Origin of the sequence: Rhizobium croatiense, assembly GCF_019793465.1 — a bacterium.
GTDB lineage: Bacteria > Pseudomonadota > Alphaproteobacteria > Rhizobiales > Rhizobiaceae > Rhizobium > Rhizobium croatiense.
Window position 1 is genome coordinate 1 of the sequence record NZ_JAILYJ010000056.1, and the last position, 817, is coordinate 817.

1 protein-coding gene is annotated in these 817 nt (G+C 60.6%); it reads right to left on the bottom strand.

What is annotated here, in order from left to right:
* A partial coding sequence (locus K6M89_RS30510; RefSeq protein ID WP_222141856.1) for an IS481-like element ISRel2 family transposase occupies window positions 1–734 on the bottom strand: 734 nt, incomplete at its 3' end.
* Window positions 735–817: the final 83 nt, after the last annotated feature.

The window sequence follows — 817 nt, forward strand, 5'->3', positions numbered from 1 at the left end:
ACGTGCTTGAGGCCGTTGTCGCGACAAGCTTGGCCGAATGGCTTTGATGTGTAGCAGGGACCATTGTCGGTCATGACGCGCTCGACCGCGATCCCGAGGCTGGCATAATAGGCCAATGCCGCCTTCAAGAAGGCCACGGCGCTTTCTTTCGTCTCGTCCGGCAATATCTGTGAGAAAGCGATGCGAGAGGCATCGTCGATGGCCACATGAACGCATTCCCAACCGGCGCCCCAACTCTTGCCTCTGCGCGAACTCTGGCGAGTGCGATCGCCGGTGATGCGGTGGCCGACCTCATGAAACCGGCCGAGCTTCTTGATGTCGATATGAATCATCTCGCCGGGAGCCTGGCGTTCATAACGACGCACAGGCTCGGCCGGCTCGATATCCTTGAGGCGGGAGTGGCCTGCGCGCTTGAGAACCCGGCTCACCGTCGCTGCAGATACACCGGTTTCGATCGCGATGTGCTTGCCAGTCAGGCGCTGGCGGCGAAGCGTGATGATGCGCTCCGCCAGCGCCTGACTGGTCTGCCGGGGCATGGCATGAGGTCGGGAGGAACGATCGAGCATCGCCTCTCGACCACCGGCCTTGAAACGCTCGACCCAACGGGCGACGATCTTGGCCGCGACGCCATAGGCCTGTGCTGCCTGAGCCTGGGTCAGATGCCCTTCGATAACAGCAAGCGCCATTTGTTCCCGGCGCAACGGCGTCAGTCGGGCATTCTTATGAATGTTCATTCGCGGCGATCCTTCCGACTCGAGGTGTGATAGCTCCAGTCTCCTAAATCCGCTTTGAATGGACAACCTCCCGAAAGCTCACA